The sequence below is a fragment of the Halobellus sp. GM3 genome (assembly GCF_052545375.1).
In genome coordinates, this window is the sequence record NZ_JBQWLT010000017.1 from 22,789 (window position 1) to 29,330 (window position 6,542).

Consider the following 6,542-nt stretch of genomic DNA (forward strand, 5'->3'; position numbering starts at 1 on the left):
ACTATATTGCCACAAAATATGTCTTGTAGTTATTCCTCCGTCTGCTGTTGATCCTCGTCTCCCCCGTCGCGGACCCGTACCGTCGTGATCCGGGTCCCATCGACGCCCGTCACTTCGAGCACCCGGTCGCCGACCTCGACGCTGTCACCGGACTCCGGCGCGCGGTCGAGTCGGCTGAAGATCAGCCCGCCGACCGTTTCGACTTCCTCGCTCTCGAAGTCGACGCCGAGGGCCTCGTTGACCGCCGAAATCGGAACGCCGCCGTCGACGTCGTACTCCCCCCTCGCTCGCCGGCGGATCGAGGGCTCGCGCGCGTCGACGTCGAACCCGTCGCGGAGGTCCCCGACGACGGCCTCGACGACGTCCTCGACGGTGGCGATGCCCTCGAAGGACCCCCACTCGTCGATGACAGCCGCCATCTGTTGGCGCTCGTCGCGGAACTGCAACAGGAGGGTGTCGGCCGCGGTCGTCTCCGGGACGATGAGAACCTCCCGCGCGAGGTCACCCGCTGTCGCGTCGGCGCCCGCCGTCTCGATCGCCCGCAGCACGTCCTTGACGTCGATGAACCCGACGACTTGGTCTCTGTCGTCCGTCGAAACGACCGGATACCGCGTGTGGCCGGCTTCGAGGACGGTCGATCGGACGGCCGACAGCGAGGCGTCTGACGGGATGCTCACCACGTCGGGCCGCGGCACCATCACCTCTCGGAGGAGCGTGTCGTCGAGGTCGAAGATGCGCTCTATCATCTCGACTTCCGCGACGTCGACGTGTCCCGCTTCGCCGGAGCGGGCCAGCACGCGCCGGATCTCGCGTTCTTCGAGCGTCTCGTCGGTCTCGGAGGCCGGCGGCACGCCGAGCAGTCGGGTGAACGCGTTCGCCGTCCCGTTGAAGACCACCAGCCCCGGATAGAACAGGTAGTAGAAGGCTTTCATCGGCGGGGCGACGAAAAGCGAGAGCCGCTCGGCCCGCGCGATGGCGACCGTCTTCGGCGCGAGCTCGCCGAAGACGACGTGGAGGAACGTGATGATGCTGAACCCGACCGCGAAGGAGACCAGGTGGATGAGGTTCGCCGGGAGGTACGGTTCGAGGACGGGCTCCAGCAGCGACGCCACCGCGGGCTCGCCGACCCACCCCAGCCCCAGCGAGGCGATGGTGATCCCGAGCTGTGTGACGGCGAGGTAGTCGTCGAGGTGCGTCACGACGTCTTGGAGGGTGTCCGATCCGGCGCGCCCCTCCTCGACGAGCTGTTCGACGGACGTCGCCCGGATCCGGACGAAGGCGAACTCCGAGGCGACGAAGAACCCGTTCAGCGCGACGAGGACTAAGGCGAGAAACAGCTGCCCGACCGAGAGCGCGACGTTCACCATGGTCGCTCCCGCGTGCGGCTGCCGTTCGGCCCAACGTTGATCATACTGGTGCATCTCGATGCACCCACTAAAGTATAGTACCGTTCGCACGCTTCGCGCGCTCGCAGGTGTCGCGCGACCGCGCGGTCACACAGCCCCGATCTGCGATTCCGCACGCCCCCGACGCTCCCGCGGTCGCTCACTCGAGTACCGTCTCGGGGTTGAGGATCCCCTCGGGGTCGAGGGCGTCTTTGATCGCCCACATCGCGTCGACCGTCTCGGGGCCGAACTCCCGCCGGAGCGCCGACCGCTTGTCGGCGCCGATGCCGTGTTCGCCGGTGCAGGTCCCGCCGAGGTCGATCGCCTTCTGGATGATCCGCTCGGAGGCGTCGTGGGCGCGTTCCCGCTCCTCCGTGTCGGTCGGGTCACAGAGGAGCGCGTAGTGGGCGTTGCCGTCGCCGGCGTGGCCGAACGCGGGGATCGGGAGGCCGGACTCCTCGGCGACCTCGCCGATGTGCGCGATGATCGACTGATACGCGCCGAGCGGGACGGTGACGTCGCCGACGACCTCGAGGTCGCGGTCGGGGTCCCACGCCTTGAGCGCGTGCCCGATCTCGCGGCGGGCGCGCCACAGTTCGGCCATCGCGTCCTCGTCGGCGGCACTCTCGATCCGCGCGGCGTCGTGTGCCTCGAACTGCGCGCGCAACGCGTCCAGTTCGGCGTCGACGCCGCGGCCGTGGAGCTCGAAGAAGACCATCGGCGTCGCCGGGAGGTCCGCCCCGGTGTATGCGGTGGCGATCTCCGCGGTCAGCGGGTCGATCAGCTCCACCGTCGCGACGTCGATCCCCGAACGGACGACGTCGGTGACCGCGCCCGTCGCGTCTTCGAGCGTCGAGAAGACGGCTCGGCCCCCCACGGTCTCCGGCGGCAGCGGCGTGAGATCGAGCGTCGCGCGCGTGATCACGCCCAGCGTCCCCTCGCTCCCGACGAACAGGTCCACGAGGTTGTACCCGGCGGAGGTCTTTCGCGCCCTGCTGCCGACCTCGATGACCGACCCGTCGGCGAGGACGACTTCCAGTTCGAGCACCCAGTCGCCGACCTCGCCGTACCTGACCGTCTTCGTCCCGCTGGCGTCGGTCGCGATCATCCCCCCGATCGTCGAGAACGCCGCCGACTGGGGGAACGACGGGAACTGTAGCCCCTCGTCGGCGAGTGCCTCGTTCAGCTCGTCGCCGATCACGCCGGGCCCGACGTCGACCTGCATATCCGCCGGTCGGATCGCTACGATCTCGTCCATCCGCGTCGTCGCGAGCGAGATCCCGCCGTCGACCGGGACCGCCGCCCGCTGCATCCCGCTCCCCGCGGCGTAGGGCGTGACCGGGACGCCTCGCTCGCTTGCGGCGGCGAGCACCGCCGCGACGTCGTCGGTGCACTCCGGCCAGACGACGGCGTCGGGGGCGCGTTCGGCCCCCGCCGTGGTTCCGAAGTCGGCGGCGAACTCCTCGCGCGTCGCCGGCGAACGGGAGAACTGCTCGCTCGCGAGCGGGAGATCCGAGAGAAATCCACAGTCGTACGCCATACCGGAGGGTTGTCGACTCGGAGTAAAGTTCTGTCGTCGCCGTCGCCGCTGGGGCGCGCGGTCAGAGCCGGCGAAGAAGTGCGCAGTCAGAGGCGGCGATGAAGTGTGCGGCCAGACCCAACGCCAACGAGGTAGTGCGCGGTCGGCGCCCGGTGGGTAACTAGTTATACGCGACTCGCGTACCTCGCTCTCAGAGCACCGATGCCGATTCCCAACGAAGACGGCGATGAGACTCCTTCAGACACAACTCGCCGTCGCGTTCTCGCGTACGCCGCGCTCGCGGTCCTCGGCGGGAGCGGCATCGCCGGGGCGTGGGCCGCCTCGCGCCCGGACGAGTCGACGGACCCCACCCCAACGCCGTCGGCGTCACCGACTTCGACAGCGACGGACCGCCCCACCGACGCGGACGCGCCAGCCGACGGGGTACCCGCAATCGTCAGCCGGTACGCGCCGGATCTGTACTTCGGCGCGCTGGAGAAGTGGTACCCGACGGACCCCCGACCGTACGTGATCGAGACCGACGACGGGCGAGTCGTCGACGGGTTCGCCGCGCTCGAGGAGTACTCGGCGGCGTTCGACGGCGGGGGAGCGCCGCCGGCGCCGACGGTGTTCTACAACGTCGTCGAGGCGGCCGCGGGCGTCGACGCGATCCAGTACTGGTGCTATTCGGTGTTCGATCAGTTCACGGTCAACTTCCACTGGCACGACTGGGAGCTGTTGCAGGTGTTCGTCGACAGAGAGACCGGCGAGCCGCTTCTGTTGTCCGCCAGCGCGCACGCGCGGAGCAGCCCGAACAACGAGTTCCTCGATCCGGACCTCTCCGGCGACCGCCGGATCGGGGTCCTCTCGGAGGTCGGCTCCCACTCGAGCGCCAGCGAGGTCAACGACGTTGTTCCCAGCTTCGAGCGGCTCTCGACGGACGACTGGGGGTCGGACGTCACCAACGACCTGCTCGACGTCACGCAAACGCTGGCGGCTCCGTTCGCGTACGGGCTCCCGCGCGATGAGGGGGCGAGACTCCCCTTCGCGATGCCGGAGCTCGACGGCCGGCGGCTCGATCGACACGCCGGGCTGTCGGTTGATCGCGCCGACTTCATCGACGAGCGCGTGACCGTCGAGGACTGGCGCGGGATTCCGCGCCCGCCGACGGACCTCCCGCTCCGGGAGCCGGGGCTCGTGCTCGCCCCGCCCGGGAGCCCGACGGCGAGCGACGCGACGTACGCGCTCGAACCGCTCGACGGCGTTCGCGAGGCCGTCGACGACTTCGTCGGCCCGCAGTTGAGCTTCGAGTTCGCGATTCCGGGGTTCCTCGAGGAGCGGTTCGCCGATCACATCACCTCCGTCGGGATCCCGTGGGAGCAGGAGCGGTTCGCGGACCCCCTCGCCGACGTCACGGACCCGGCTCACAGGCGTCGGATCGATGGGACCACTCCGTCGGCGCTGTCGAACCGCGTCGTCGGCCGGATCCGATACCTCGGCACCGGCGCCGACGGCGCCCTCGACCGCGTTTCGGACGCGGCGCGGGACGCCCTCACCGACGTGATCGACGTCTCGCTGTACGCCCTCCCGGTCGAGGCCGCCGTCCGCCTCGCGAGCGAGAACCCGGAGGCGACCGCGACGCGAAACGGCGTGTTCGGCTACCTCGACGTCGAGGCCGGCGACCACCTGCTCGCCGTCAACGCGCCGGGGCTCGCGCCGCTCGGACAGCGCTTCGTTCACGACGGCGGACTCGTCCGCGCCGGCGCGGACGGCGAGCTGACGCTCGTCGCGAACGAGGACGCCGGGTGGATCCGCGGCGACGGACGGGAGACGAACGGCGTCGCTCGCGTCCGCGTGATCGAGGACTATGCGGGCGTCGTCTACGACGGCCGGCCGGTCGAGGCCGACCGATTCTCCGTGGCAGTCCACCGCGACGGCCGCTACACCGTCGAGGTTGTCGACGGGGACGGGACCCGCGGAGCCTACAGGGTCGACCCGGGCGACTTCGGCGACGACTTCGAGGCGGTCCGCGAGCGCGTCGAAACCGGCAAAGCCTCTCTCGCGGGCGCCCTCCGGGACGAACTCGGCGACCTGCGGGAGCTGGCACGGGCGCTCTCGTCGCGGAAATCCGACGGCGACGAAGTGATCGACCGGCTGTCACGCGCGCTCGAGGACGCAGACGCGGCGGTCCGCGCCGCGAACCGCGGCGACGTCCGCACGGCGAACGAGCGGCTCTCGAACGTCGTCTCGCTCCTGAACGAGGCGCTCGAACTGCTGTCTGGGGAGCAGCGGGCCTACAGCGACGCCGCCGCGGCCGCGCTCGAACCGCGGGTTCTGGACGCGGTCGATCGAGCGGAGACGGCGATCGAGAGCGGCCCCGCGTGAGGTCACCTCCCAGCACCGGGCTTCGGATGTCTCGAAAGTGGGACTCGGCACTCACGACTCAGATTTATCCGAGGTGAATGTATCTACAGCGTCTATAGAGTTCTCTCGTTCCGTTACTGATCGCCCAGCATTTGGATGCCGCGCTCCACAACCGCCTCGGTCACGAACAGACTCGTCTCACGCTGGAGTGCTCGCATACGTGATGCCGCTTCGTCTCTGTCGAGTAATCTGCGACCGTAACCGAGTGCGATGACGCCGATAGAACCGTGTACTTCGACGCCCGTGTCGGATGCTGCCTTTCGGGCGGCGAGGTCGTCGGTTAAGAGAGCGACTCCCCGCTCTTCAGCGACCGCAATCGCGGCGCGTTCTCCGGCGTCCAGTTCTTCAGTTCTGACTCGGCTTTCATCGGCTTCGACGAGTTCGTACGATAGATCGCGCAAACCGTCCGGAACACCACCGGCGTCAACCTCCCTGTGAACCCTCTCTGGGACGAGGAGTGTGTCAAACGCCGCGAGCAGTTGGAGCGAACCGATTTCGGCGAGGTGAATGAGCGGTCCCGCATCCGAGACGGCCGCGAGCGTCACGCGTTCAGACCCCAGCTCACATCTTCATCGACGAGGTCCCGCTCTCGCTCCGCTCGCTCGACTTTCGTTCGGCCGACACGTTCGATTGTTTGCTCGCGGGCGAGCTCGCCGTCGAGGTACCGAGCGAGTACGAGATCCTCCCACAGGTCCTCGAGACCGCGTTCGAGTGCCCGTTCGAACACCTCGGACTCCGGAAGTTCGCGGGCTTCAGCGATTTCTCGTACCCGATCGGAGATTTCGGCGGCCATACCGAACGATTGCTCGGCAACGCTCTTAAATCCGTGTCTGCCTACTCGGCGAGAACCTGACCGGGGCCTATGTTATCTGTGTCCATACCTGATTCCTTTAGCTGTTCACAGGCGCTAAGCCCCCACCCTCAACGGAGCGACCGAAGGGAGCGGAGTAGGGAGGGGATACAGCGCCGTCATCATCTATTCATACAGCGATACGGTTGCAGGCCCACAGGCCCACGCAGTCGCAATGTTTTTTCATTGGGGTGACGTATAATAGTTCGAACCCAATGGAATACGACCTCGATTCGGGGGCGCATTCTACGTACTCTCTGCACTATCACCTGATACTCACCACGAAATATCGGCGTGGCGTGCTCACCGAGGAGCGAACCCAATTCATTCGCGGGGTCATCAGTGGGTTCACGGACAACTACGG

6 protein-coding genes are annotated in these 6,542 nt (G+C 67.9%); 2 read left to right on the forward strand and 4 right to left on the reverse strand.

All coding sequences use genetic code 11. The annotated features are described in order from the left end of the window. Window positions 1-29 precede the first annotated feature (29 nt). Complete coding sequence (locus ACT3HL_RS16950; RefSeq protein WP_445087938.1) at window positions 30-1,367, reverse strand: CNNM domain-containing protein; 1,338 nt, start codon at window positions 1,365-1,367, stop codon at window positions 30-32. A gap of 178 nt (window positions 1,368-1,545) precedes the next feature. Then, window positions 1,546-2,925 (reverse strand): FAD-linked oxidase C-terminal domain-containing protein, encoded by a 1,380-nt coding sequence (locus tag ACT3HL_RS16955; RefSeq protein ID WP_445087939.1) that lies wholly within the window; start codon window positions 2,923-2,925, stop codon window positions 1,546-1,548. A 201-nt stretch (window positions 2,926-3,126) separates the two neighbouring features. On the opposite strand from ACT3HL_RS16955, the gene ACT3HL_RS16960 reads away from it, so the two are divergent. Further along, window positions 3,127-5,289, forward strand: a complete 2,163-nt coding sequence (locus tag ACT3HL_RS16960) for a hypothetical protein (protein WP_445087940.1) — start codon at window positions 3,127-3,129, stop codon at window positions 5,287-5,289. 113 nt (window positions 5,290-5,402) lie between these two features. Here the strand turns inward: ACT3HL_RS16960 and ACT3HL_RS16965 are convergent, their stop codons facing one another. After that, entirely contained in the window at window positions 5,403-5,873 is a 471-nt protein-coding gene (locus tag ACT3HL_RS16965) for a nucleic acid-binding protein (protein WP_445087941.1), read from the reverse strand. Then, on the reverse strand, window positions 5,870-6,121 hold the full coding sequence (locus ACT3HL_RS16970; protein ID WP_445087942.1) for a hypothetical protein: 252 nt from the start codon (window positions 6,119-6,121) through the stop codon (window positions 5,870-5,872). The genes ACT3HL_RS16965 and ACT3HL_RS16970 overlap by 4 nt, the downstream gene beginning before the upstream one ends. Window positions 6,122-6,393: 272 nt before the next feature. Between ACT3HL_RS16970 and ACT3HL_RS16975 the strand changes: the two genes are divergently transcribed. Further along, on the forward strand, window positions 6,394-6,542 hold a 149-nt coding region (locus ACT3HL_RS16975; protein ID WP_445087710.1), incomplete at its 3' end, for a transposase.